The organism is Bradyrhizobium cosmicum, from assembly GCF_032290525.1.
In the GTDB taxonomy this organism is placed as follows: Bacteria; Pseudomonadota; Alphaproteobacteria; order Rhizobiales; family Xanthobacteraceae; genus Bradyrhizobium; species Bradyrhizobium cosmicum_A.
Genome location: NZ_JASXTA010000001.1, coordinates 580,483 through 604,177, shown reverse-complemented (window position 1 = coordinate 604,177; position 23,695 = coordinate 580,483). Strand labels below are relative to the sequence as shown.

The 23,695-nt window shown below is 64.6% G+C and carries 23 protein-coding genes; 9 read left to right on the top strand and 14 right to left on the bottom strand.

Features of this window, described 5'->3' with window-relative positions:
* The first annotated feature begins 27 nt into the window (after positions 1–27).
* Genes QSV46_RS02940 through QSV46_RS02930 form a run of 3 tightly spaced genes read left to right on the top strand, consistent with a single transcriptional unit; the run spans position 28 to position 3,387 of the window.
* The gene (locus QSV46_RS02940; RefSeq protein ID WP_314946479.1) at positions 28–492 is read left to right on the top strand and encodes a (2Fe-2S)-binding protein; all 465 of its coding nucleotides are present in this window, start codon (positions 28–30) and stop codon (positions 490–492) included.
* 1 nt (position 493) lies between these two features.
* The gene (locus QSV46_RS02935) at positions 494–2,746 is read left to right on the top strand and encodes a xanthine dehydrogenase family protein molybdopterin-binding subunit (RefSeq protein WP_314946046.1); all 2,253 of its coding nucleotides are present in this window, start codon (positions 494–496) and stop codon (positions 2,744–2,746) included.
* A gap of 8 nt (positions 2,747–2,754) precedes the next feature.
* Positions 2,755–3,387: a hypothetical protein gene (locus QSV46_RS02930; protein ID WP_314946044.1), complete on the top strand. Its 633-nt coding sequence runs from the start codon at positions 2,755–2,757 to the stop codon at positions 3,385–3,387.
* A gap of 54 nt (positions 3,388–3,441) precedes the next feature.
* Here the strand turns inward: QSV46_RS02930 and QSV46_RS02925 are convergent, their stop codons facing one another.
* From QSV46_RS02925 to QSV46_RS02915, 3 genes are read right to left on the bottom strand one after another with little or no spacing between them, the layout of a single operon-like run.
* Positions 3,442–4,095, bottom strand: coding sequence for a TadE/TadG family type IV pilus assembly protein (locus tag QSV46_RS02925; protein WP_314946041.1), 654 nt, complete (start codon positions 4,093–4,095; stop codon positions 3,442–3,444).
* On the bottom strand, positions 4,095–4,652 hold the full coding sequence (locus tag QSV46_RS02920; protein WP_314946038.1) for a TadE/TadG family type IV pilus assembly protein: 558 nt from the start codon (positions 4,650–4,652) through the stop codon (positions 4,095–4,097). Before QSV46_RS02920 ends, QSV46_RS02925 begins: the two co-directional genes overlap by 1 nt.
* 9 nt (positions 4,653–4,661) lie before the next feature.
* On the bottom strand, positions 4,662–6,089 hold the full coding sequence (locus QSV46_RS02915) for a TadE/TadG family type IV pilus assembly protein (protein ID WP_314946035.1): 1,428 nt from the start codon (positions 6,087–6,089) through the stop codon (positions 4,662–4,664).
* 414 nt (positions 6,090–6,503) lie between these two features.
* On the opposite strand from QSV46_RS02915, the gene QSV46_RS02910 reads away from it, so the two are divergent.
* Positions 6,504–7,979, top strand: a complete 1,476-nt coding sequence (locus QSV46_RS02910; RefSeq protein ID WP_314946032.1) for an FAD-binding oxidoreductase — start codon at positions 6,504–6,506, stop codon at positions 7,977–7,979.
* Between the two features lie 99 nt (positions 7,980–8,078).
* Here the strand turns inward: QSV46_RS02910 and QSV46_RS02905 are convergent, their stop codons facing one another.
* Both QSV46_RS02905 and QSV46_RS02900 read right to left on the bottom strand, forming a co-directional pair.
* A complete protein-coding gene (locus QSV46_RS02905) occupies positions 8,079–9,638 on the bottom strand; it encodes an acyl-CoA carboxylase subunit beta (protein ID WP_314946029.1) in 1,560 nt (519 codons plus the stop codon).
* On the bottom strand, positions 9,568–10,542 hold the full coding sequence (locus QSV46_RS02900) for an IclR family transcriptional regulator (protein WP_314946026.1): 975 nt from the start codon (positions 10,540–10,542) through the stop codon (positions 9,568–9,570). Before QSV46_RS02900 ends, QSV46_RS02905 begins: the two co-directional genes overlap by 71 nt.
* A 94-nt stretch (positions 10,543–10,636) precedes the next feature.
* On the opposite strand from QSV46_RS02900, the gene QSV46_RS02895 reads away from it, so the two are divergent.
* From QSV46_RS02895 to glsA, 4 genes are all read left to right on the top strand, one after another.
* Positions 10,637–10,858, top strand: a complete 222-nt coding sequence (locus tag QSV46_RS02895) for an acetyl-CoA carboxylase biotin carboxyl carrier protein subunit (protein WP_314946023.1) — start codon at positions 10,637–10,639, stop codon at positions 10,856–10,858.
* A gap of 166 nt (positions 10,859–11,024) precedes the next feature.
* Positions 11,025–12,191 (top strand): TAXI family TRAP transporter solute-binding subunit, encoded by a 1,167-nt coding sequence (locus QSV46_RS02890; RefSeq protein WP_314946021.1) that lies wholly within the window; start codon positions 11,025–11,027, stop codon positions 12,189–12,191.
* Between the two features lie 36 nt (positions 12,192–12,227).
* Complete coding sequence (locus QSV46_RS02885; protein ID WP_314946020.1) at positions 12,228–14,303, top strand: TRAP transporter permease; 2,076 nt, start codon at positions 12,228–12,230, stop codon at positions 14,301–14,303.
* 21 nt (positions 14,304–14,324) lie between these two features.
* On the top strand, positions 14,325–16,172 hold the full coding sequence (gene glsA / locus QSV46_RS02880) for a glutaminase A (RefSeq protein WP_314946019.1): 1,848 nt from the start codon (positions 14,325–14,327) through the stop codon (positions 16,170–16,172).
* Positions 16,173–16,177: 5 nt separating this feature from the next.
* Here glsA and QSV46_RS02875 read toward each other — a convergent pair whose 3' ends face one another.
* Together QSV46_RS02875 and QSV46_RS02870 are read right to left on the bottom strand one after the other, a co-directional pair.
* Positions 16,178–16,480, bottom strand: coding sequence for a nucleoside triphosphate pyrophosphohydrolase family protein (locus QSV46_RS02875; protein ID WP_314946018.1), 303 nt, complete (start codon positions 16,478–16,480; stop codon positions 16,178–16,180).
* 24 nt (positions 16,481–16,504) lie between these two features.
* The gene (locus QSV46_RS02870) at positions 16,505–17,032 is read right to left on the bottom strand and encodes a carboxymuconolactone decarboxylase family protein (protein ID WP_314946015.1); all 528 of its coding nucleotides are present in this window, start codon (positions 17,030–17,032) and stop codon (positions 16,505–16,507) included.
* Between QSV46_RS02870 and QSV46_RS02865 the strand changes: the two genes are divergently transcribed.
* On the top strand, positions 17,031–17,291 hold the full coding sequence (locus QSV46_RS02865) for a hypothetical protein (protein WP_314946012.1): 261 nt from the start codon (positions 17,031–17,033) through the stop codon (positions 17,289–17,291). The two genes, QSV46_RS02870 and QSV46_RS02865, sit on opposite strands and share 2 nt — an antisense overlap.
* A gap of 225 nt (positions 17,292–17,516) precedes the next feature.
* Here the strand turns inward: QSV46_RS02865 and QSV46_RS02860 are convergent, their stop codons facing one another.
* The 7 genes from QSV46_RS02860 to QSV46_RS02830 all read right to left on the bottom strand — a co-directional run bounded on the left by QSV46_RS02860 (position 17,517) and on the right by QSV46_RS02830 (position 23,674).
* On the bottom strand, positions 17,517–17,876 hold the full coding sequence (locus tag QSV46_RS02860; protein WP_314946009.1) for a Zn-ribbon domain-containing OB-fold protein: 360 nt from the start codon (positions 17,874–17,876) through the stop codon (positions 17,517–17,519).
* Positions 17,873–19,009, bottom strand: coding sequence for a thiolase family protein (locus tag QSV46_RS02855; RefSeq protein WP_314946008.1), 1,137 nt, complete (start codon positions 19,007–19,009; stop codon positions 17,873–17,875). The genes QSV46_RS02860 and QSV46_RS02855 overlap by 4 nt, the downstream gene beginning before the upstream one ends.
* A 143-nt stretch (positions 19,010–19,152) precedes the next feature.
* The gene (locus QSV46_RS02850) at positions 19,153–20,352 is read right to left on the bottom strand and encodes a CoA transferase (RefSeq protein ID WP_314946007.1); all 1,200 of its coding nucleotides are present in this window, start codon (positions 20,350–20,352) and stop codon (positions 19,153–19,155) included.
* Positions 20,353–20,471: 119 nt separating this feature from the next.
* Positions 20,472–20,678: a hypothetical protein gene (locus QSV46_RS02845; protein ID WP_314946004.1), complete on the bottom strand. Its 207-nt coding sequence runs from the start codon at positions 20,676–20,678 to the stop codon at positions 20,472–20,474.
* 123 nt (positions 20,679–20,801) lie between these two features.
* Positions 20,802–21,971: an acetyl-CoA acetyltransferase gene (locus tag QSV46_RS02840; protein ID WP_314946002.1), complete on the bottom strand. Its 1,170-nt coding sequence runs from the start codon at positions 21,969–21,971 to the stop codon at positions 20,802–20,804.
* Positions 21,972–22,029: 58 nt separating this feature from the next.
* On the bottom strand, positions 22,030–22,680 hold the full coding sequence (gene eda / locus QSV46_RS02835; RefSeq protein WP_314945998.1) for a bifunctional 4-hydroxy-2-oxoglutarate aldolase/2-dehydro-3-deoxy-phosphogluconate aldolase: 651 nt from the start codon (positions 22,678–22,680) through the stop codon (positions 22,030–22,032).
* 13 nt (positions 22,681–22,693) lie between these two features.
* Positions 22,694–23,674 (bottom strand): sugar kinase, encoded by a 981-nt coding sequence (locus QSV46_RS02830; RefSeq protein ID WP_314946478.1) that lies wholly within the window; start codon positions 23,672–23,674, stop codon positions 22,694–22,696.
* Between the last annotated feature and the right edge of the window lie 21 nt (positions 23,675–23,695).

Here is a 23,695-nt window from a genome sequence, read left to right as displayed (position 1 = left end):
ATGCAATATCTCGAAGGACGCACCGACATGATCGAGCTCATCGTCAATGGGACCCGGCATCAAGTTGATGTCGTTCCCGAAATGCCCTTGCTTTGGGTGCTGCGCGACGAGCTCGGCATCACCAGTCCCAAATACGGCTGCGGGGTCGCGCAATGCGGCGCCTGCACCGTCCAGATCGACGGAATGGCCGTCCGCTCGTGTCAGGCGCATATCGGCGAGGTCGCGGGCAAGTCGGTCGTCACGCTCGAAGGCCTGGAGAAAAGGGACCAGAACCCGGTCATCCAGGCCTGGATCGAGCATCAGGTGCCGCAATGCGGCTACTGCCAGACCGGTCAGATCATGCAGGCCATCTCGCTGCTCGGTCTGATTTCCAATCCGACCGACGACGAGATCAATCAGGTGATGTCCGGCAATCTCTGCCGCTGCGGCACCTATCCCCGCATCCGCGCGGCGATCCACGCGGCCGCCGCCAAGAAGATGGCGGAGAAGTGAGATGGGCCACATGCAGAAGCTGTCCCGCCGCGCTTTCGTTTTCGGCTCCGCCGCCATGGCCGGCGGCATCGCTTTCGGCGCCTTCGGCAGTGCTGAAGCGGCCACCACCGCCGGCGACAACCCGCTGACGGCCGGTCTCGGGCCGAACTCGGTGACGTTCAATCCTTGGGTGGAGATCAGCCCCGAGAAAATCACGCTGATCGCGCAGCATGCCGATATCGGCCAGGGGGTCGGCTCGGTGCAGCCGATCATGATTGCCGAGGAGATGGACCTCGATCCCGGCCAGTTCGAAGTTCGCTTCGCAGGCCCCAGCCCCGCTTATTTCAACACCGGCTTCGCGGACGAGTTCGCGCCGTTCGTGGCGGCGGACCAAAGTCCCGCCGCCGAGGAAGCGCGCGCCGCCGCGCTCGAATGGCTCAGAAAATCCGGCCTGCAGATGACCGGCGGGTCGAGCACGCTGCCGGACACCTACGAAAAGCTTCGTGTTGCCGGCGCGGTCGCGCGCGAGACGCTGAAGGCCGCCGCGGCCAAGCGGTCGGGTGTCGCCGTGGCTGACCTGCGCACCCAATCGGGGCATGTGATCCTGCCCAACGGCACCAAGATCGCCTATGTCGATCTCTCCGCGGACGCAGCAAGAATTCCGCCGGTGCTCGATGCCAAGCCGCGCGATCCATCGAAATGGCGCATGCTGGGCAAACCGATGATGCGCCTCGACGTTCGCGCCAAGGTCATGGGCGAGCTGAAGTTCGGCATCGACCTGAAGATGGAGGGCATGGTGTATGCCGCCGTCAAGCTTAACCCCGGCAAGGGCCAGCCGCTGAAATCATACGACGCCAGCAAGGCGCTAACGATGCCGGGGGTCAAGACGATCCTCGAAATCAAGAACGGCGTTGCGGTGGTCGCCACGAACAGCTGGTACGCGATGAAGGCGGTCGATGCCGTCGTTTGCGAATGGGCGCCTTCAGCCTATCCCGCCGAGCAAGCCGACCACTGGAAGGTTCTGGAATCCTCGTTCAAGCCTGAATTCCTGGGCAAGGAGTGGCGAAAGATCGGCGATATCGAAGCGGGGCTGAAGACGGGCAAGCTTGTCGAGGCCGAATATCGCGCACCCTATGTGGCGCATCAGCCGCTCGAGCCGCTGAACGGGATCGGCCTCGTCACGGACAAGGGGATGGAAATCTGGGTTAGCCATCAGAGCCCCCGATTCGTGCAGTATGTCGCGGCGACGGCGATCGGCCTCAAGCCGGATCAGGTCACCTTCCACAATCAGTGGGCCGGTGGAAGCTTCGGCCACCGTCTCGAATACGAGAACGTGCGTGTCCTTGCGGAAATTGCAAACCAGATGCGCGGGACACCGGTCAAGCTCGTTTTCTCGCGCGAGGAGGATTTTCTCCAGGACATTCCGCGGCAGATTGCGATCGCCCGGCACCGCGGCAGCGTCGACAAGAGCAAGATCGTCGCAGCCGATCTGCAACTGGCCTCGACCACTCCGCTCAAGGGGCTGCTCGAGCGTTCGGGCACCCCCTCGAAGGATCCCGACGGGCAATTGGCTGCCGGTCTGTGGAATGTCTATTACGACATCCCCAATTTCCGGGCCACGAGCTATGAGGCGCAGGGACTGTCGCCGAGCACCACCTGGCGGTCGGTCGGCGCCTCGACATCGGGCTTCTTCACCGAAAGCTTCATCGACGAGTTGATCCATGCGGCGGGTCTCGACCCCATGAAGGCGCGCATCGCGATGTGCACCGTTCCGACCTATCGCAAGGTGCTCGAAACAGTTGCAGAGATGTCAGACTGGAAGGGACCGCTCGGCAATGGCCGAGGACGCGGCGTCGCTTTCGTCGAGTCTTTCGGGACACCGGCGGCCGAAGTCGTCGAAGTCTCGATGACGGATAGAGGCATCAGGATCGACAAGGTCTGGGTCGCGGTCGACGTCGGCAAGGTCGTCGATCCCGTCAATTTCGAGAACCAGGTGCAGGGTGGCGTGATCTGGGGGCTCGGCCACGCCATTAACTGCGAACTCACTTACGCCAAGGGCGCGGTGCAGCAGACCAACTACAACCATCATGAGGCCATGCGGATCTACCAATGCCCCGTCATCGAGGTCCGCGGGCTTGAGAACGATCCCAAGGTGAGAGGCGTCGGAGAACCGCCCGTCCCCCCTGCCGCGCCCGCGCTCGCCAACGCGATCTTCGCCGCGACCGGAAAGCGTATCCGCGAAATGCCCTTCAACAAGTTCATCGATTTCGTGTGAGGCGCGCCATGAAGAGATCTCTGATCGCGATCGTCTTTGCGGCCTCGTCAATCGCGGCCCTCACGGGCATAGTCGTGGCCAAGGACGAGCCCGCCAAGGGCGTGGTGCCGCCGGGCACCGTCAGCCGCGCCGAGGGTCTGGAGGCCTGGAAACGGATCGAAGCCGTGGTGACGCATCCGCGCTGTGCCAACTGCCACGTGGACGCCAGGGCAATACCAATATGGACGCCGGCTGGCGAAACCAGCCCCCGCGCGCACGGCATGAACATCCATGGCGGAGAGAGTCGCATCGGGGCTGAAGCGATCCCCTGCTCGACCTGCCACATGACCTCCACCCAGGCGAACGAACCGGCACCGTCGCCGCCGCGCGCCGGCATCGACTGGCAGCTTGCTCCGGTTGCTTTCATCTGGTTCGGCAAAAGCGGCACCGAGATTTACGCGCAGCTGAAGGATCCCAAGCGCAATGGCGGTCGCGATGCCGCCGGCCTGGTCGAACATCTGCGGCACGATGCGTCGCTGAACGGCTTCATCCCGCGCGGATGGGCGCCCGGAGCAGGCCGCTCGACGCCGCCGGGCAGCTTCGAGGAGCACGTCAAGGACATGGCGCTGTGGGGAGCCGCCGGACAACCCTGCCCGAATTGAATGGCTTGAGCGCGATCTTTCCGGAAAACCGCCGCGCAACTTCCGCGTCGCGCTCTAGCAGGTCTTCTGCTGCAAATGCTGCACGCAGGTACAGGTCGCCGCCGCCGGATATTTCACGTCGTAATAGGGAAAGCTCGAGGTGGCCGGGCTGTTCGTCGAGCAGCGCGGGAACAGATAATAGCTGTCGGACAGCCTGACCGTGCCGGCGATGGTGAAACCGAGGTTGGGCGCGTAGTCGTAGGACACCTCGCTGAGAATGAGCGAGATGTTGGCATTGCTGGTACTGCCCGGCGCGGTAAACGAGGACAAGGTCATCTGCTGACCGACGGCTCTCGCCCCCGACGTGCTCGTCGACTTGCTCCATTGCACCTTCGCGTTGCCCGAGGAGTCGGTCGACACTTCCGAGACCGTAATCGTCATCAGGGGCGTGCTGCCCCTCTGGAGGGGATACGGAGCCATGATGGCAGTCGCTGCCGCGAGAATGCCGTCCATCTGGGTCGCCGTCACGGCCGTGTTCTGCGAGATCATGTCAGCGACACTGTGCGCGGTGGCGCTGACCTTGACGTTCATGGCAAGCCCGTTGCCGAGTTCGACGCCGCCGACATAGAGCACCAGCATGAACGGCGTCACGATGGCGAACTCCGTCGCTGCAATGGCGCGAACATCGGTCAACATATCCCGGACGCGGGATGACAGGGCGGCGATCATCAGGTGGCTCCTGGCTCGTTCTGGAACGCGGCGGACGACATGATCAGCCGGTTCCCATTGCCGAGGTTCGACAGATTGAAGCCGAGCGGCCCGAGGACGACCGGCCATACATACATGACGCGCAGAACGACGATATCGCCGGCATTGCCCGGATCGTACTGCCAGGAATTGGTGACCGCACCCGAGGCATCGAAGGTCAGGCTGGGCGTCGCCGTGTTCGCGGAAGACCAGGACGTCGCGACCCGCATGTCGACCATCAGGCCGCTGCAATTGAACAGGATCACGATCTGATCGCAGACCTTCTGCTTGAAGACCGCCTGCGACATCTGCGCGGACTGGACCTGCCCGGTCATGACGAGGCGCGCCGACTGGCGCACCACGGATTCGAGCATCTGCTGGGCAAAGAAGACCAGAAACGTCTGCATCAGCGCGATGATGAGGGCGAGGAACGGCGCCGCGACGAGCGCGAACTCGACCGCGGTGGCTCCACTGTCATTGCGGGCGAACGCAGCGCAGCGGTTGCGGCGTTTCTTCGTTGTTGCGGCGAATCCGAGCATGGCCCTTCCCTATTGCACGAGGCTGGCCGTGCTGGACGCAACCTTGAGGAAAAGGTTGGTCAGCGCCGCGGAAATGTCGCCACCCGTCTGCACGCTCGCATACAGGCCGGGCGATGCGCACGATTGCAACCGTGTTGCGATCGTGCCGGTTGACGAGGACGGATTGTTGAACTGCGCGATGCGGCTGTTGTACCAGCTTTCGGTCGGCAGCGGCAGATACTCGGTGTAGAGGACCGCGATGCGAATGCCGCGGTTCTTGATCGTCGTGCAGATCGCCGTATTGAGCGGTTGCTGGCATCGCAAGGTCGTCGAGTTGGCCGACGGAAGCGGATAGGTGGCACTGGCGTCGCAGGTGCCCCCCGTCTTCGGGATGAGCTTGTCCTCGACGCCGTCGGTGACGAGGAAGACCACCTCCTGCGGTGTATCGCCCGCCTGATTGGTGCCGGTGCCCGGCGCAGGCATCACGGCGTTGAGGTCCGTTAGCCCCTTCGAGATATCCGTGCCGTAGTCGGTGGTGTAGACGCAGCCGCCCGAGCCGTTGAGAACGGGGCAGTTCTGGTGATCGACCGTCAGGAGCTGAATGTTGGGGATCTTCGTGCCGGCGGTGGTCGGAGTGGTCAGCGTCTGGATCGTGTTGAGGGCGTAGTCGAAGGTGTAGATGGCAGCCTTGTAGGTCGTGTTGTTGAGCGCCGACATGCACTGCATGACGCCGCCCGTAACGCCCGCCTGCGGGCACGTCCAGGGCCCGACCATCAATTGCGTAACGGCGTTCGTCACGAGATCGATGCGCAGCTTGACATTGCTTGCGCGCGCGACGGTGAGATTGTCCTTGTTCGTCGAGCTGGGATTTGCGTTGTTGGGATGCGCCTCATGGCAGGCGAACGCGCAGTTCCTCGCATAGCTGGGCTGGCTGCTCGTGGCCGCAATCATGTTGTTGATGTCGGTCTGCGTCGCAGCGATCGCCATCGACGGCGAATCGTCCAGCAGCAGATAGAAGTTCATGTTGGGCGCGCTGGAGGCCTTCGCCGTCGCGGAGCCGGAGACGTCCCAGGTCTGCTTGCCGAGAACGCTCGGGAAATTATTGATGGACCGGGCGGTGTAGGAAACCGTGATGCTCCGCGCGAGCCCGGAATCCGTGACGGTGACCGTCGGCGTCGGCACCGCCTCCAGACCGGGAAGATCTGCCTTCGCTGCAAAGACGGCCGACGCGGTGGCCCTGACGACCGAGGCGTCGGTCTGGGTCAGCATCGCCGGCCTCACGGCCGCGATCGCGGCCGCATCGGCGGCTGCGTTCAATTGCTCCCGCTTGCGCACGGCCTGCGTGTAGTCGAGCGTCATGCCCAGCAGAAAGACGATCGGAACCATCATGAGCGCGAAAATGACGGCGATGTTGGCCTTCCGGTCCTTTGCGAAACGGAGCACTACCCGGCGGAGCATGACCTTCATCCTGATTGCCGTCGAAGCGGCAAAAACACTTTCCTGAAATCTTGTGATCGCGGGGAGCGCGGCATTCCTGCTGCCGATCACCCGTTCATGACAGGCTGGAATATGGATATGGCCTTCTTAATCAACACTTACGGGCGGTCTGCAAACACGGGCCGCAACGGAGTTGGATGTCCCATATCGAGAGGACATCATTAACGTTGGTTAAACGCGGTCGTTGAGATTGCGGGCTAGGAGGCCTCCGGAGGGACCCGTGTCAGCAACTCGCCTGCGGCTCATCCTGAGGGCCCGCCATTGGCGGGTATCTCGAAGGATGGCCGAACGCATAGACTCCGCGGCGCAAACGTGGACAATACCCGGAGCACGTTACGTGCGTAGTGCACACCAAGATGCGCCAGGGGAAACAAAATGCCGGCTGCCTTCCCGTCGTCCGCACCCACCATCCCGACCGCTCCCTTGACCGCCCAGCTGCGCGATTCACTGCGCGCGATCGTGGGTGAAAAGGGTCTCATCGAGGACGAGCACGGCAAGCGGCCGTTCGTGACGGATTGGCGCGGATTGCTGGTTGGAGGCGCGGGCGCCGTCGTTCGTCCAGGCAGTACCGAGGAAGTCTCGAAAGTGGTCCGGCTCTGCCATGAGCACGGCGTCGCGATCGTGCCGCAGGGTGGCAACACCGGCCTGATGGGTGGGGCCACGCCCTGGCCTGTGCACACGGGCATCGTATTGTCGCTGGGCCGCATGAACCGCGTGCTGGACGTCGATCCGGTCGGTTACGCCATGACCGTCGAGGCCGGCTGCGTCCTGCAAACCCTTCAGGAGACCGCAAGCCAGCACGACAGATTCCTGCCCCTCAGCCTCGGCGCCCAGGGCTCATGCATGATCGGCGGCAATCTGTCGACGAATGCCGGCGGCGTGCAGGTGCTGCGCTATGGCAACGCCCGCAACCTCGTGCTCGGGCTCGAAGTCGTGTTGCCGAGCGGCGAGGTCTGGGACGGATTGCGCGCGCTCAAGAAGGACAACACCGGCTACGACCTCAAGCACCTCTTCGTGGGCGCCGAGGGTACGCTCGGCGTCATCACCAAGGCTGTCCTCAAGCTATGGCCGGCGCCCAAGGACGTCTGCACGGCGTGGCTGGCGATCCGGGATCCGCGCGCGGCCCTGGAGATCCTGTCCGAAGCGCATGCGGCTTCCGAGGATAATGTCGGCTCCTGCGAGCTGATGAGCCGTGCCGCGATCGACATGGTGCTCCGCCATATCCCCGCCACCCAGGATCCTCTGAGGGCGGACACGCCATGGTATCTCCTGCTCGAGTGGTCGTCCGCGCGGGGACGCCGGGACGGAGCTGAAGGCATGTCCGAAAAGATGGAGCAGTTTCTCGCCGATCAACTCGAGGCCGGCCGCGTGCTCGATGCCGTGATCGCACAGACCGGACTTCAATCGCGCAACATGTGGCACATCCGCGAAAGCGTCGCCGAAGGCTCCCGCGCCGAGGGGCCGGGGCTGAGCTACGACGTGTCGGTGGCCATCTCCAGGATTCCGGAGTTCATCGACAAGGGGCTCAAGGCCGTGCTCGACATTCTTCCGGACATTCGCCCCTATCCGCTCGGCCACATCGGCGACGGCAATCTGCACTTCTCGTTCATGGGACCCAAGGGCATGGATCAGCTGACGCTGACCCAATACGCTTCCGCCATCACGCGGGCCGTCAACGATCTCGTCACCGCCATGGGCGGCTCGATCTCGGCCGAGCACGGCATCGGCATGGACAAGCTCGACGAGCTCAGCCACTACCGCTCCAAGACCGAGCTCGACATCATGCGCACCATCAAGCGCGCGCTCGATCCGCAAAACATCATGAACCCCGGCAAGGTGCTGCGGGTGTGATCGACAGCTGACGAGGTGCCAGACCCGAAAGCGTTACGGCTTCCTCTGGGCGCCCATGCGCACCCGCTCGGCAATCCAGACCGCAAAAATCGAAGCGAGCTACGGCCTGATCGTCATGTTCGCGGGCGGCCCGGGCTTGCGCAGCGGCTCGGCGAGCCGCGCGAACTCGCACAGCAGCGAGCGCGTTTTCCGGGGATCGATGATCTCCTCGACCCAGAATTTTTCGGCGGAGCGGAACGGTGAGCGCAGCTTGTTCAGCCGCTCCTGGATCTCGTTGAGCTTCGCTGCCTTGTCATCAGCCGCATCAATGTCGGCGCGGTAGGCGGCTTCGATGCCGCCTTCGAGCGGCAGCGAGCCCCAATAGGCTGACGGCCAGGCATAACGGATCGAGAAGCGATCGGCCGGCTGATGCACCACGCCGGCGACGCCGAAGGCATTGCGCAGGATCACAGTGCACCAAGGCACCGTGGTCTGGTTGACCGCGGCCATGGCGCGGACGCCGTGGCGGATGGTCGCCGCCTTCTCGGCATCGAGGCCGATCATGAAGCCCGGGCAGTCCATGAGATAGACGATCGGCAGATGGAAGGTCTCGGCGAAGTCGACCCAGCGCACCACCTTCTGGCAGGCGTCCGCGGTCCAGGAGCCGCCGTAATGAAAACTGTCGCTGGCGAGCAGCATCACCGCCCTGCCCTCGAGCCGCGCGAGACCGACAATGATCGGCTTGCCGAAGTTCTTTGCGACCTCGAAGAACGAACCCCTGTCCACGACGGACTCGATGATCGGCCGCATCTTGTAGACCTGCTTGCGGTTGCGCGGCACCGCGTTCAGCAGCGCCTCTTCGCTGCGCTCGGGATTGTCGGCGCAGGGCAAGGTCGGCGGCAGCCCGTCAACCGACGACGGCAAGTAAGAGAGGAAGCGCCGCGCGCAGGCGAACGCCTCTTCTTCCGTATCGACGGCATGGTCGACCGCGCCGGCGCGGGTCTGGATATCGGCGCCGCCGAGCTCTTCCTTCGAGAGGTCCTGCCCCAGCGCCTTCACCACCGGCGGCCCCGCGACGAACATCGCGGACTTCCTCGTCATGATCGAATAGTGGCTGGCGGCAAGGCGCGCCGCACCGAGCCCCGCGACCGAGCCGAGGCCGAGCGCGACCACGGGCACGCGCGACAGGTTCTCGGTCGTGAAGCGGTACCAGCGGGTGCCGCCGATGCCGCCGGGCAGATTCGCCGCGCCCTTGGTCTCGATGGTCTTGACCGAGCCGCCGCCGCCGGAGCCCTCGATGATGCGGACGATGGGCAGACGGAAATCATGCGCCATCTCCTCCGCCATCAGCGGCTTTGCGGAGATCGATGCATCGGCCGAGCCGCCGCGCACAGTGAAATCGTCGCCGACCACGACCACCGTGCGGCCGTCGATGCGCGCGCGGCCGAACACGCAGTTCGCCGGCGTCAACTTCTGCAGCTCGCCGCCGGAATCGTACTCACCGATGCCGGCGACGGCACCGATTTCGTGAAAGCTACCGTTGTCGATCAGTCCGTCGATACGCTCCCGAACAGTCAGCCGGCCCTGGTCATGCTGACGCTTGACCTTGTCAACGCCGCCCATCTCCCGCGCGAAGGCTTCGCGCCGGGCGAGCTCGTCGAGTTCCGGCTTCCAGTTCATTCACTCCCTCCGAATTGATCGGCTTGTTATTGTTGTGCACGGCGATTGCGACCGGTTTGCGCGGGATGCGGGCGTTGAAGACGTCGCCCTCCGCGCCCTCCATCAGGCTGCCGAGCGAGCGGCCGAGCGCGAGCATCAGCGGCGCGACTTCGGCATGCAGACGCTGCTCGTCATACATCGCCGAGAGAAGACCGATCGTGATGACGACGAAGGTCTGGTACTGCGGCGACCAGATCGGTACCGCGAGCCCGTTGATGTGCGGGCTCCACAGCCCGCAGGCCACGACATAGCCGCGCTCGCGCAGCGACTGCCGGTTGGCCTCGATGCGGGGCCGCAGGATTTTTGCAGCCTCGGGCGCTTCCCGTTCCATGTCGGCGATGAAGGCATCGCCGATCTCCGGCGCCAGCGCCGCGGTGTAGGCCGCGCCCGCGGCGGTCGAGGCCATCGAGATGCGGCTGCCGGTGCCCTCGTGCAGGCCGAGTGCCGTCGCCGAGCGCGCGAATTGGAGATAGACCAGATGAAAGCGATCGGGCACGACGAAGCCGACCGTGCCGGGCAATTGCTCGGCGACTTCCTGGAGCCGCTGGCGGATCATGCTGCGCAGCTGCGCGCCCTTCATCATCGAGGCGCTCATCGCCACGGCGCTCGGGCCGATGCGGTATTTCTGGTCACGCGGCAGATAGACGAGCTGGCCCATCCGCGTCAGCGTGTGCGTGAGCCGCGACACCGTCGAGCGCGGCAGGCCGCAGCGATTTGAAATCTCGAGATTGCCGAGCCTGCTATCGTGGCCCTCGAAGCATCGCAACACGTCGAACGCGCGCGACACCACCTGGATGACATCGCCCTCACCGGCTTCGCCAGCGAGCGCACCTTGCCTACTCAACCGCTCCGAACGTCGTCCCATGTTCCCTACCGTCTGTTCCGCTGTGCGGAATTAAATTCCACTTGCAGACGACGCTACCTCAGGCATTTTGCAACGACAACAAAAAGGCGATGGCATGCCAGAAATTAAGATCATCACGGAGGTCGCCGGTCGTATCTGCTCAACTCCCGTGCAAGTTGGAGGAACCGTTGCGGATGGCGATGACGTTGTAATCGTCGAAGCGATGAAGATGGAAATACCGGTGTCCTCGCCCGCGAGCGGCACGATCACATCTCTTCTTGTCAAGCTCGACGACGTCGTTGCCGAAGGACAGGCGATCGCGATCGTCGCGAACTGACGGCCCTATCCGGAGCTTCCGCGACAATCCGTCCGCCTCCTTGCTGCGCTCGCGGTACGGCGTTGCCATCGCCTGATCGCGGTGACATGATCGGTTTCAAACAAACTCTGTTTCAAACAAAGACAGAAAATCCTCGCGGCAAACGCGAGATTCATTGGAGGGAAACATGCTTCGTGGGCTGCTCGCGCTCGCGCCTGCTTTGGTTGCGGGTATTTCTTTTGCGTCTACACGCTATGCACTCGCCGAAGACATCAAGCTGCCGGCGACGTTGACGTTCACCGCCTATGACACCGGCACCGCCGGCTTCAACATCGCGGTCGGCGTCGGCAAGATGATGAAGGACAAATACTCGACCGACGTGCGCGTGCTCCCCGCAGGCAATGACGTCGCGCGGCTTGCGCCGCTGCGCGCCAAGCGCGCCGCCGCCGCGGCGATGGGATCGGGCACCTATTTCGCACAGGAAGGCGTGTTCGAGTTCGGCGCCCGGGAATGGGGGCCGCAGCCGCTTCAGATCCTGCTCTCGTCGGTCGACTGCAATTGCGGCTCCCTCGCGGTGGCCGCCGACACCGGCGTGAAGGAGTTGAAGGACCTCAAGGGCAAGCGCGTCGGCTTCGTCGTCGGCTCGCCGGCGCTGAACCAGAATTCGCTCGCGGTGCTTGCTTTTGCGGGCCTGACGCAGAAGGACGTCAGGGTCGTCGAATTCGCCAGCTATGGCGCGATGTGGAAGGGCCTGATCAACAACGACACCGACGCCGCCTTCGGCACCACCATCACCGGCCCGGCCAAGGAAGCCGAGACCTCGCCGCGCGGCCTGGTCTGGCCGCCGCTGCCGGCCAAGGACAAGGAGGGCTGGGCGCGGATGCAGAAGGTCGGCTCGTTCTTCTTCCCGCAGCTAGCCACCTGCGGCGCCGGCATTACGCCGGACAAGCCGATCGAGCTCGGCAACTACCCCTATCCGATCTTCGTCGCCTACGCCTCGCAACCAGCCGACCAGGTCTACGCCATCACCAAGGCGATGATCGTCAACTACGACGCCTACAAGGACTCCGCGCCCGGCGCCGGCGGCCTTGCCGCCGACCGTCAGACCAAGAACTGGGTTGTGCCGGTGCATCCTGGCGCGGTGAAGGCGCTCAAAGAGGCCGGGCAATGGAGCGACGCGCAGGACGCGCACAACAACAAACTGGTCAAGCGCCAGGAGGTGCTTGGCGCAGCGTGGACAGAGTACGGCAAGTCCAATCCGCCGGCTGACGACAAGGCATTCCTCGACGGCTGGATGAAGGCCCGCGCCGCGGCGCTCGCGAAGGCCGAGATGGTGAACGGGTTCGAGGAATAATCGTCAGCGGTTGATTGCCCACGCGCGGAATTTATCATGTCGTCTGCTTCAGTCTCCACCGCCGCGCAGGACGAGGCCAAGCGGATCGTGTTCGACGATCCGCATGGCGCCGCCGCCAACATGCAGGAAGCGGAGGTCACGCGCGTCCGCACGCTTCGCGGCGCCTGGCGCTGGACGCTGATCGCGGCGACCGCGGCAACGATCCTTCTCTGCATCAACCAGCAATTCTCGCTGCGCTTCTTCATCGGCTACACCCAGCTCAACACGGAGTATTTTTATCTTCTGATCGCGTTGATGCTGCCCTTCACCTTCCTGATCTTCCCGGGCACCGGGCGCGCCCCGCTCGACCGCATTCCCTGGTACGACCTCGCCTTCTTCGTGGTCACGTTCGCAGCGGCGCTGCTGCTGATGACGAGCGTGCGCAAGGCGGCCGAGGCCGGCTGGGAATTCGGCGGCGCGCCCAACACCGTGATCGCTGCGGGCCTCGTGATGTGGGCGATGCTGATGGAGGCGCTGCGGCGCACTGGCGGCTGGAGCCTGCTGCTCAGCGTGTTCCCCTTCACCGTCTATCCGTTGTTTGCGGAGTCCGGCTGGCTCGGACCGTTCCGCGGCACGCAGTCGACGCTGGAGCAGGCGACCTCCTATCACGTGCTTTCGGGCGAGAGCCTGCTCGGCATTCCCATCCAGGCCTTTGCCGATACCGTGATCGGCTTCCTGGTGTTCGGCACCGCATTGATGATGACGGGCGCCGGAAAATTCTTCATCAATCTCGCCTTCGCGCTGTGCGGTACCTTTCGCGGCGGCGCGGCGAAGGTATGCATCTTTGCCAGCGGCCTACTCGGCATGATGTCGGGCTCGATCATCTCCAACGTGCTCACCGCGGGCACCATGACCATCCCGGTGATGAAGAAGAGCGGTTTTCGCGCCTCCTACGCCGGCGCGATCGAGGCCTGCGCCTCGACCGGCGCGGTGCTGGCGCCGCCGGTGATGGGTGCCACCGCCTTCGTGATCGCGCAATTCCTCAATGTCAGCTATGCCGACGTCGCGATCGCCGCGATCATTCCGGCGACGCTCTATTACATCGGCCTGTTCATGCAGGTCGACTCCTACGCTGCACGCCATAAGCTGAAGGGGATTCCGCGCGCCGAGCTGCCGCGGGTCATGGATACGATCAGGGACGGTTGGTACTACGTCTTCGTCATCGCGCTGCTGATCGTGATGCTGCTCTACTTCAAGCGCGAGAGCCATGCGCCGTTCTACGCCACCGCGCTGCTGCTGGTGCTCAACCAGTTCTTCTCCAGGGACACACGCTGGACGTTCGCGACCATCGGCAAATTCCTCGAGGTCAACGGCCGCACCTTCGTCGAGCTGGTCGGCATCCTCGCCGGCTGCGGGCTGCTGATCGGGGCGTTCTCGATGACCGGCGTGGTGTCGAGTCTCGCCAACGATTTGCTGCATATTGCCGGCGACAATCCCTTTCTGCTGCTCGGCATGTGCGCCCTCACCAGCCTCATTCTCGGCCTCGGGCTGACGACGACGGCCTGCTACATCTTCCTCGCCATCCTGGTCGCGCCGGCGCTCGAGAAGCTCGGGCTGAACAGGATGGCGGTGCACATGTTCATCTTCTATTGGGGCATGCTGTCGTCGATCACGCCACCGGTCGCTATCGCCTCCTTCGCTGCTGCAGGGATCGCCGGCTCGCCGGCGATGAAGACGGGCTGGGAATCGATGTGGGTCGGCAGCATCATCTATTTCATCCCGTTCTTCTTCGTGCTGAACCCGGCGCTGGTGCTGCAGGGACCGAGCCCCTACCTCGCCGGTCTCGGCCTGATGGCGCTGGCCGCGTTCGGCACGCTGTTCATCTGCGGCGGCATCCAGGGCTATCAACCCTTCGTCGGCGATCTCCGCGGCGCCGGCACGCTGGAATGGCCGATCCGCGTGCTGCTGGTGATCGGCGGCTTCGTGGTGGCAACCCCGGGCGGCGGGATCATGCCGCTGTCGCAGATGCAGGTGATGCTGCTGGGCCTTGCCATTCTCGCGCCAACGGCCTTGCTTGCCCTCCTTCTAGTCCGGCGACAGACCGTGGTGCCGGACGGGTTGCGCGTGCCCTGATTGCGTTGCACAAGGGAGGCAATGACACCGCTTTTGCCTCTCGCCTCCGCCTGGACCCGTTCGAAACCGCCCCTGCTGCGGTTTCTGGGCAATTGCCTCAACGAATTCTCGGCCGAGACCTCGGGCCATGTCGCCGATTACATTCCCGAGCTGAGCAAGGCCGACCCTGCCCATTTTGGCATCAGCCTCGCGACACTCGACGGCCATGTCTATGAGGTCGGCGACTCCAGGGTGCCCTTCACCATCCAGTCGATGTCAAAGCCGTTCGTGTTCGCACTCGCGCTGGACCTGCTCGGCGCCAACAGGGTGGAGAGCGCGATCGGCGTCGAGCCCTCGGGTGATCCCTTCAACTCGATCCGGCTCAATTCCGACAATCATCCGTTCAACCCGATGGTCAATGCCGGCGCGATCGCCTGCACCGGGCTGATCTACGACAGCAAGGGCTCCGAGGCGTTCGAGCAGATCCGGCTCGCGCTCAGCCGCTTTGCGGGGCGCGATCTTGCGGTGGACGAAGCCGTCTACAGCTCGGAGAGCCAGACCGGCGATCGCAACCGCGCCATCGGCTATCTGCTCAAGACCAATGCGGTGATCTCGGACAATGTCGCCGGCGTGCTCGACGTCTATTTCCGGCAATGCGCGGTGCTGGTCACCGCGCGCGACATCGCGGTGATGGCGGCGACGCTCGCCAATCGCGGCATCAATCCGGTCACGGGCGAGCAGGTGCTGAGCGCTTACGCGATCTCGCGCACGCTGTCAGTGATGACCTCGTCCGGCATGTACGATTATGCCGGCGAATGGATCTACCGGATCGGCATTCCCGCCAAGAGCGGCGTCGGCGGCGGAATCCTTGCCGCCCTGCCCGCCCGCCTCGGGCTCGGCAGCTACTCGCCAAGGCTCGACAAGCACGGCAACAGCGTGCGCGGCATCAAGGTCTGCGAGGCGCTGTCCTCGCATTACGATCTGCACATGCTCAACCGCAGCGACGACGCGCGAAATGCCGTCATCGCCGACTACGACATCGGCAAGAGCCCGTCGCGGCGCGTCCGCCGTCCGCAGGAGCGCGAGATTCTTTCCGCGCATGAGCAGGAGGTGCGGGTGATCGAGCTGGTCGGCACGCTGTCGCTGTCGGCGGTCGATTACGTCTCGCGCCGGCTCGCCGGGCGGCCGCGGCCGCAATTCGTGATCTTCGACCTTCACCGCGTCACCTCGACAACGCGGGCCGGCGCGCGGCTCGTGGCCGAGGCCTTCGAGGAGCTCGCCGCGCTGAATGTCACCGTGGTGCTGTCAGGCGTCAGGCGAGCCTCGAAGGAATGGAATACGCTGCGGGAATGGACCGCGGAGCTGAAGAACGTCCGCGACTTCTATCTGCTCGATACCGCGATCGAATGGGCCGAAGACCAGATCGTCTATCGCTATGGCGGCTCGATCGATTTCCACGAGACCACCGAGCTTGCCGAGCAGCCGCTGCTTGCAGGACTGAGCGCGGAAGAGGTGACGGACCTCGCTTCGATCTGCACCATCCGGACCTATCAGTCCGGCGCAAAGATCCTCACGACAGGCGATCCCGCCGATGCCCTGTTCTTCCTGCGCAGCGGCGCGGTGCATGTCACGCTGCCCGACGGCGTGCGGCTGGCGACGCTGACCGCCGGCATGGCCTTCGGCGAGATGGCCCTGATCGAGACCACCCGCTCGGCCGACGTGTTCGCGGATATGGCGGCGACCGCGTTCGAGGCGCCGCTCAAAGCGTTCGAGCGCTTCCGCAAGCAGCACCCGCACGCCAGCGAACGCATCATGCGCAACCTGGCACAGTTATTGGCCGATCGCCTGATCGTCGCCAATGCCAAGGTGGATATTTTGACGTCGACGTGAGCGGCCTAGCGGCTCGCCACCTCGCCCAGCCGCCGTTTGATCTTGGCTGCACTCGCCTTGAGCAGCTCGGATGGTTGCTGGCCCGTCGCCACGCACAGGCAGGCCCAGTAGTAGATGACATCACCCAGCTCATCGACGAGGCCAGCCTGGTCGAGCCAGTCGTCGCGGAGCAGCTTCTTGATGTGCTCGGCCACCTCGCCGGATTCGCCGGCAAGGCCGAGGCCCAGATAGGCCAGCCGTTCGTTGGAGGGACGCTCATCGACCTTCGCAATCGTTGCAGCCCAGGCGGCATATTCATCGATCGTCATGAGCATCCTCATTGTAAGCCTCGATCAGCCTACCACTTCCGTGACCGGCTGGAGATCGATCTCGAACGTCTCCAGGAATTTCGAGGTCATGATGTAGAAGCCGACCGAGAGCTGGAGCTCGACCAGTGCGGCCGGCGTCAGTTTTGATGCGATCGCCTTGAAGGTCGCATCCGTCGGCTTGTTCAGCTTCACGATCTCGTCGGTGAAGGCGAGCGCGGCACGCTGCGTCTCGTCGAAACAGCTCGCGGCCTGCCAGTTCTCGAGCGCCTCGTTCTGCTGGTCGGTGACGCCGACATTCTTGCCGATGCGCTGGTGCGCGACGATCTCGTAGGGCGCCTCGCACAGAATGCCGGTGCGCGTGATCGCGAGTTCGCGCAGGATGGGGTCGAGCTCGCCCTTGTGGCGGATGGCACCGCCGAGGCGGCAATACTGCTCAAAATAGCTCGGCGAGTGCGCCATCATGCGGAAGATGTTGGCATTGCGGTTCTTGTCAAGAATTTCGCGGGTGCGATCGGATGCCTTGATCGGGTCGCTGTAGAGGATACGGGCCATGATTTTCCTGGGTTTTTGCCTTGGGCCTTTAATGCTTTTTGTCGTTAGCGGCGAAAGTCCCGGGAAACTCTATGCGCGCGCAACCTCAGGAGCAACATTATCGAGTCAAAATGCCGCCGCATTGCTGATCGACCTTGGCACAGTCGATATTCGCTGCGTGGGGACAAAGCGCGGTGAATACTCGCAAGGGGTGTTCCGAGTAAAAACAATTGGCCGTCTTTGCGCTCGACGCGCATGGATGAGTCACGCCCAAGTCTAGGGAGAAAAGGCATGAAGGAAGCCACCAAGGGGGCGGCCTCGGGAGCGCTCGCGCATATGCTGGCGGTGACGGCGATGCTCGTCATCGCCAGCATTTTGTTCTACGGGCGTTAGTCAGAGTTGTGTGAGAGTTTTCGTCATTCCGGGGTGGCCCTCGCACAAGCCAGGCCCAGAATTCCCGTTCCAGGCTCGGTCTCTCAGGACCGCCCCCGAATGACGAATCCCACTATTTTCCTTTCGCGAAGAACGGCACGAGCTTTCCGGCAAACGGCGCGAAGCTCGCCGTGACCTCGTCGCCGATGGCGAGATCCTTCTCGCCATGCGCCATCATGCGAAAACCCTCGGCGCAGTCGACCAGCAGGATGTTGTAGGGCACATGCGCACGCGTCTCGGGCGTGGCGGCGCGGCAGACCAGCGAGGTCGCGTAGACCCTGCCCTTGCCGCTGGCGCGGACCTCGCGCGGGCCGGACGCGCCGCAGGCTGCGCAGAACGTGCGGTGGAAATACTGCAGGTGCCCGCACAAGGTGCAGCACTGGTACGTGATGGCCTGTTCGCCCTTGGTCCAGTCCGCCAGACGCTCGCTCATCGCACCCGCTCCAGAAACATGCTGACATGGGACGACAGCACGCCGCCGTCGCCGTGCAGCAGCGCAATCGAGGCATCGCGCACCTGCCGATTCGCCGCCCGCCCCGTCATCTGCAAATGCGCCTCGACCAGATGCGCCATGGCGCCGCCGACGCCGCAATGGCCGTAGCTGAGCAGGCCGCCATGGGTGTTGAGCGGCATCGCGCCGTCGCGGCCGAAATGACCGGCGCGGACGCGTGCGGCCGCTTCGCCTCGACCGGCAAGGCCGAGATCTTCCAGCAGCATGGCGAGCGTGATGGTAAAGCTGTCGTAGATCGCGGCGTAGCGCACGTCGGAGATCGCAAAGCCCGTGGTCTCCTTGGCGCGGGCGATGGAGATTTCGGCGCCGAGCTCGCTCAAGCCGGGCGCGGCCGTGACATGCTGATGGGTATGCGCCTGCGCGCAGCCGCGGATGCGGACGCCGGCCTCACCCGTCCGCTCGCGGCTGATGACGAAGGCGGCGCCGCCGTCCGACACCGGGCAGCAGTCCAGCAGCTTGAGCGGCATCGCCACCGGCTTGGAGGCCATGACGTCGGCAACGTTGATGGGATCGTGGAACTGGGCGCCGGGATGGGTGCAGGCATGGGCGCGCATCAGCACCGCGAATTCGGCGAGGTCCTGTTCGGTGACGCCATATTCGTGCATGTAGCGGCTCGCGACGAGACCGTAATAGGCGGGAATGGTCGGGCCGAGCGGCACCTCGTAATCGGGATGACCGACCTGCGCCAGCGCCTGGATCGAGACATCGCGGCTCTGCCCGGTGAGACGGTTCTCGCCCGCGACGACGAGCACGTGGCGCGCGACACCTGCCTCGACCAGGTGATGGGCGAGCATCGTCATCGCAAGCCCGGTGGCACCGCCGACCTGCACGGCGTGGGCGTAAGCGGGGCGGATGCCGAAATGCTCGGCAAACACGGTGGCGAGCATGATGTGGGGCGAGACCGTCGAATAGCCGCAGAGGATGCCATCGATCTCGGCCCGATCGAGCCCGGCATCGTCCAGCGCGTCTTGCGCGGCCTTGCTCATCAGGTCGAGCGAGGACGAACCTTCGTGCTTGCCGAAAGGCGTGAGGCCGACGCCGGTGATGAAGCTCATGCTCTCTCCTCCTCGTCATTCCGGAGCGCGCCGTCGGGCGCGAGCCCGGAATCCATACTCACGATGGTGGTTATGGATTCCGGGCTCGCGACTTCGTCGCGCCCCGGAATGACGGATGAGAGAGTCATTGCCATCACTTCCCCTTATTCCGGCGCTGCACGGGTCACTCCGTCGCGGACCATGGCGGCGATCTCGTCGGCGGAATAGCCGATCTCGCGCAAAACCTCCGCGCCGTGCTCGTTGAGTTGCGGCGCCAGCCGCGCAGGCTCCGCTTCCGTCTCCGACCAAGTCGCCGTCACCTTCATGCTGCGGATCGGGCCTTCGGTCGGATGGTTCACGACCGGGAAGAAGCCGGTCGCCTCCAGATGCTCGTCGTGCAGCATCGAGGCGAGATCGTGCATCGGCATGACAGGCACGTCGGCCCTGGTCAGCAACTCGATCCATTCCGCGGTGGTGCGCGTCTCGAAGATGCGCGCGAGCTCGGCATAGACGACGTCGATATTGGCGGCACGGCCGGCGAAGGTCGCGAATTTGGGATCGGCGCGCAGATCGACGCGGCCCGTCGCGTGAAAGAAGTTTTCCCACTGCTTGTCGTTGTAGACGATGACGCTGAGATAGCCGTCCGAGGTCTTGTAAGGCCGGCGGTCGCGCGACAGATGCCGGGCGTAGCCGCCCTTGTCGAGCGGCGGCTCATAGGTGAGCCCGCCCATGTGGTCGCCCATGACGAAGCCGGCCATGGTCTCGAACATCGGGATGTCGACCCGCTGGCCGCGGCCGGTGCGGTCGCGATGCACGAGGCTGGCGCAGATCGCGCCGACGGCGGTGAGACCGACGATGCGGTCGACCAGCGCGTTCGGCACGTAGCGCGGCACACCGTCGCCGGTCTGCGCCATCAGCGCGGGCAGCGCGGTCGCGCCCTGGATCAGATCGTCATAGGCGGGCTTTGCGGCATAGGGCCCGTCCTGGCCGAAGCCGAACACGCCGGCATAGACCAGGCGCGGATTGATTGCGGAAACGACATCGTAGCCGAGCTGAAGCCGCGCCATCGCCTGCGGGCGGACGTTGTAGACGAGAACGTCCGCGTCCTTCAGCAGGCGCAGCACGGCCTCGCGCCCCGCGGGGTTCTTCAGGTCGAGGCAGATCGAGCGCTTGCTGCGGTTGGTGTTGAGGAACACCGGGCCCATGCCGGCGTGCCGCATCGGACCGATCAGGCGGGTGACGTCGCCGTCGAGCGACTCCACCTTGATCACGTCAGCCCCGTAGTCGCCGAGCATCTGGGTCGCGTAGGGCCCCATTAGCACGGTGGTCATGTCGACGACCTTGATGCCCTGCAGCGGTCCCATCCGTTCGCTCCCGATTGCGCGGGCCCAGGTGAGCCCTGCGAATTCGGTCCAGCTAACGGCAGCGATGTCCGAGGCGCAAGGCCGGACGGCGTATGGCGGCATGCGCGGCGATGCGGCCGCTATTTCTTCTGGCGGGAATCGCGGATCTTGATGAGGCGGTCGAGCTCATCGTTCTGCTGGTTGATGCGGTCGGCGATCCGCGACTCGTTCTGCTCGCCCGAGGCGGCCGCGGCCTGCTCGATGAGCTGCCTGATATTGTCCTCGAGGATCGCGATGCGATCGTTGAGCGCCTCGATAGAGAGTGAGTCTTCGTAGCTGTTGCTCATGATGCTTTTCCGCAAATCCTCAGGAGCCGTAGGGTGGGCTAAGCGAAGCGTGCCCACCATGATCTGGCGCAAAGGAAAGAAGGGGGGCACGGCGCAAGCGCGCCTTTGCCCACCCTACAAGACCTACTTCAGCGGCTCCAGCACGGACACGTAGTTGGCGACCGCCGCACCGCCCATGTTGAAGATGCCGCCGAGCTTGGCGTTCTTGAGCTGCATGCCCTCGGGCGCCTGGCCGGCGAGCTGCATCGCGGTCATGACATGCATGGACACGCCGGTGGCGCCGATCGGATGGCCCTTGGCCTTCAGACCGCCGGAGGGATTGACCGGCAGCTTGCCGTCCTTGAGCGTCCAGCCTTCCTTGATGGCCCGGGCGCCCTGCCCCCTCGGCGTCAGGCCCATCGCTTCGTACTCGATCAGCTCGGCAACCGTGAAGCAGTCGTGGGTCTCGACGAAGGAGAGATCGGAAAGCGTAACGCCCGCCTTCTCCAGCGCGCGCTGCCAGGCGACCGTGCAGCCCTCGAACTGAAGAATGTCGCGCTTGGACATCGGCAGGAAGTCCTGAGCATGCGCGGTGGCGCGAAAGCCGATCGACTTGGTCATGCCCTTGGCGGTCTCGGCATCGGCCAGCACCAGCGCCGCAGCGCCGTCGGAGACGAGCGAGCAGTCGGTGCGCTTCAGCGGGCCGGCAACGTAGGGGTTCTTCTCGCTCTCGGCCCGGCAGAACTCGAAGCCGAAATCCTTGCGCATCTGGGCGAACGGATTGGCGACGCCGTTCTTGTGGTTCTTGGCCGCGATCAGCGCCAGCGCATCGGACTGGTCGCCGTATTTCTGGAAATAGGAGCTGGCAATCTTGCCGAACACGCCGGCGAAGCCGCCGACGGTGTCACCGTCCTCGGGCAGATAGGACGCCTTGAGCAGGTTCTTGCCGATCTCGGGGCCAGGCGTGCGCGTCATCTGCTCGACGCCAACGACCAGGACGATTTTGGCCGCACCTGCGGCAATCGCCCGCAGGCCCTGGTGCACGGCGGCAGACCCCGTGGCACAGGCGTTTTCGACGCGGGTCGCCGGCTTGAAGCGCAGTTTCGGGTCGGCCTGGAGCACCAGCGAGGCGGTAAAATCCTGCGGCGAGAAGCCGGCGTTGAAATGGCCGAGCACGATCTCGTCGACGTCGCCGGCCGAGATTCCGGCATCCGCCAGCGCCTCGTTGGCCACGCGGGTGACGAGGCTTTCGACGGTTTCGGTGTCGAACTTGCCGAACGGCGTATGCGCCCATCCGACGATGCTGGCGGTCATGGTCTTTTCTCCCTGGGTCTCTCCCTGAGCTAAGTCTTAGCCCAAGGATGGCAAGACTTCACGCGGCTTTCAGGGCCTTGAGGGTGCGCTGGCAGATGGCAGTTATGCCGGCCCAGTTCCCGGCCCTGATCTCCGCGGTCGGGCACAGCCAGGAACCGCCGACCGCCACCACGTTCGGCTCGGCCAGCCAAGTCGCCGCATTGGCTTCGCCGACGCCGCCGGTGGGGCAGAACCGCACGTTCGGGAACGGCCCGCCAAGCGCGCGCAGGCCCTTGATGCCGCCGGCCTGCTCGGCCGGGAAGAACTTTGCGACGTCGAGGCCATGCGCCAGCGCCATCATCAGCTCGGAGGCGGTGGCGATGCCCGGCGCGAACGGCAAGGAGCTGTCGGCAGCAGCCTTGAGGAGATCGGGGGTCAGGCCCGGACTGATGCCGAACGCGACGCCAAGCTTCTCGACCCGGACGAAGTCGGCCGGATTGAGGATCGTGCCGATGCCGACCGCCGCTTCCGGGACTTCGGCCATCATCGCCCGTGCTGCCTCGATCGCAACGGGGGTGCGCATGGTCACCTCCAGCGTGCGGACGCCGCCGGCAACCAGCGCTTTCGCCAGCGGCACCGCATCCTGGATACGCTCGATGGTGAGCACGGGAATAACGGTCGCAGCCTTGAACAGCGCGGCAAGGTGGTTTTGTTGGGCGGTCGTGGTCATCGTTGTCGCTTCTTTATTTTGTCGCTTGACGCGTGGTCGCCGGCCGGTGGCGTTTCTTCGGTGGCATGGCATAGCCTGGAATGATGGCGCCGGGATAGCAGATCACCAGGCTGGCGAGGCGATGGCCGGCCTGGGCCGCCTCGACCGGCTCGGAACCGGCGAGCCGGGCGGCGATATAGGCGGCGGCAAAGCTGTCGCCGGCCGCGGTAGTATCGACCACCGGCTTGGTCATCGGCTCGGCGCGGACCTCGCTCGCCCCCCCGGCAAAGCGCAGCAGGCTGACGGGTTCGGCCAGGCGGAACACCAGCTCGGGTGTGGGGATGCGCGCCATCAGCTGCTCGTGGCTTTCGCCGGGATAGAGCGCGAGCAGGTCCTCGGTCGAGGTCAGCACGATGTCGGCGGTCGCAAACGCGACGCCAAACACCTCGCGCGCGATGTCGCGATCGGGCCAGCCGCGCGCGCGGAAGTTCGTATCGAACACGAAGCGGGTGCCGAGCAGGCGCGCCCGCTTGATCGCGGCGAACAGGCGCTCGCGTCCTGATGCGTCGTAGATCGAGAGCGTGATCGCGGAGAGGTAGACGACATCGTAGCTCATCAGCGAGTTGAGCAGCTCGTCCGTCTCCGGCAGGTTCATGAGCTGGCGCGCAGCCGCGCTGTCGCGCCAGTGGAAGAACTGGCGCTCGCCGTTCGCATCCGTCTGGATCATGTAGAGGCCGGGCAGCTTGCCCGGCAGCCGCACGACACGGCGGGTCCCGACGCCCTCCGCATTCCATGCCGCGATCATCTCCTCGCTCAGGGCATCGTCACCGAGCGCGGTCAGGTAATCGGCCTTGACCTCGAGCCGCGCCAGATACACCGCAGTGTTGAGGGTGTCGCCGCCGAAGCCGCGTGAGTACAGGCCGCCGCCCTGCCCGGCAGACTGTCCAGTGGAGGGTCCACCTTGGGCCTGCCGGAGCTCGACCATGCATTCACCGATGCAAGCAACGCTCGCCATCATGATATCCACGCTGTTCAT